Raw genomic sequence first — 777 nt, forward strand, 5'->3', positions numbered from 1 at the left:
AGGCCGCCACCTTTATCCAGGCGCCCTGGCAGGAGCTGCTCGGCCAGCTCGAGCAGCCCTTCGACCTGGTGCTGTGCCACGCCGTGCTGGAATGGCTGGCCGAGCCGGCGGCGATCCTGCCGGTGCTGCACCAGCTGGTCGCGCCGGACGGCTGGCTGTCGCTGGCCTTCTACAACAAGGACGCGCTGGTCTACCGCAACCTGCTCAAGGGCCATTTCCGCAAGCTGCGCAAGGAACGCTTCGCCGGCGAGGGGCAGAGCCTGACCCCGCAACGCCCGCTCGACCCACGCGATCTGGCGGCGCAACTCGGTGCGCAGTGGCAGGTCGAAAGCCGCAGCGGCGTGCGCGTGTTCCACGACTACATGCCGCAGGAGTTCCAGGCCAAGGCCGAGCTGCTCGACCTGCTGGAAATGGAGCTGGCCTACCGCCGCCACCCCAGCTTCGCCGGGCTGGGGCGCTACCTGCACTGGCTGTGCCGGCCGCTCTGATCGGCCGCGATGGACGCCGCGGCAGGCCGGGCGTAGCCTGAAACCACTGGGTATGCCGCGCGCGACCACGGAGAACACCATGCGCACCGCCATCGCCATCCTGTCATTGCCGTTGCTGGTCGCCTGCCAGAGCCCCAATCCCTACCAGGCGCAATCCCTGCCGATGCCGCCGGCGCCGCCCGAGGCCGCCCAGGTCTTCGACCGCAGCGCTTACCCGGCGCCGCCGCGCGACTACGGACGCTACCGCAACTGGAGCTGGCAGGGCGGCCAGCTGCCGGCGGGCAGCGCC

At 70.8% G+C, this 777-nt stretch carries 1 protein-coding gene and 1 pseudogene; both read left to right on the plus strand.

The window, feature by feature from the left end:
• On the plus strand, positions 1-488 hold a 488-nt coding region (locus N878_RS23395; RefSeq protein ID WP_021445924.1), incomplete at its 5' end, for a methyltransferase domain-containing protein.
• A gap of 79 nt (positions 489-567) precedes the next feature.
• A pseudogene (locus N878_RS23400) lies at positions 568-777 on the plus strand (DUF4136 domain-containing protein); the annotation flags it as partial.

The organism is Pseudomonas sp. EGD-AK9 (assembly GCF_000465935.2).
GTDB lineage: Bacteria > Pseudomonadota > Gammaproteobacteria > Pseudomonadales > Pseudomonadaceae > Aquipseudomonas.